Raw genomic sequence first — 595 nt, forward strand, 5'->3', positions numbered from 1 at the left:
CCTCGTAATTTTCGCAACTATCGGCGTAGTGATTTAAATAGTTCATCAAAGCCCAAAGCGACCACCAAAAAAGATGTGGCTCTGGTCATTGGTAATATCATAGACAAGGGTATTGCCGAGCAAAGCATTCATAATCGTGATGATGTGATAAGAACAATCATTAATCATGGTTACCAGGTCGTTGACGATAGCAATCCACACTGCTTAAAGATTGCAAACCCTGACAAAACCTTATACCGCGGTAAGCCTAGACGTTCAATTAAATTAGAGGGTAAATATTTTCAAGCTGATTTGGTTGCTGCCGAAACAACACCAAATGCAAGAGCCGAGAAGAGTCGTAATTATCAACGAAGACAATGGGAAAATAGCGAAAAACTGCAAGATGAATACAAGAAACTATTAACCTATCGAAAAGACCGCCTTCAGAAGCGTTATAAACGCCTTCAGATGGACGATCTAGCATATACCCCTATGGATATACCTATTCAATCCAAACGTGCCTCTATGAGCTTATTTGAGGCGTTAAATATGTATGCCATTGCAAGGCATACTTGGCCAAGTAGTGTATATACCCCAATTACCCAAGATTATGAGG

Annotated in this window: 1 protein-coding gene; it reads left to right on the forward strand. The window is 40.2% G+C overall.

Going from position 1 to position 595, the window contains the following annotated elements; translation table 11 throughout:
* Positions 1-595: hypothetical protein (locus IEY58_RS34165; protein ID WP_189052662.1), on the forward strand; the 595-nt coding region annotated here is incomplete at both ends.

Origin of the sequence: Aliidongia dinghuensis (assembly GCF_014643535.1) — a bacterium.
In the GTDB taxonomy this organism is placed as follows: Bacteria; Pseudomonadota; Alphaproteobacteria; order ATCC43930; family CGMCC-115725; genus Aliidongia; species Aliidongia dinghuensis.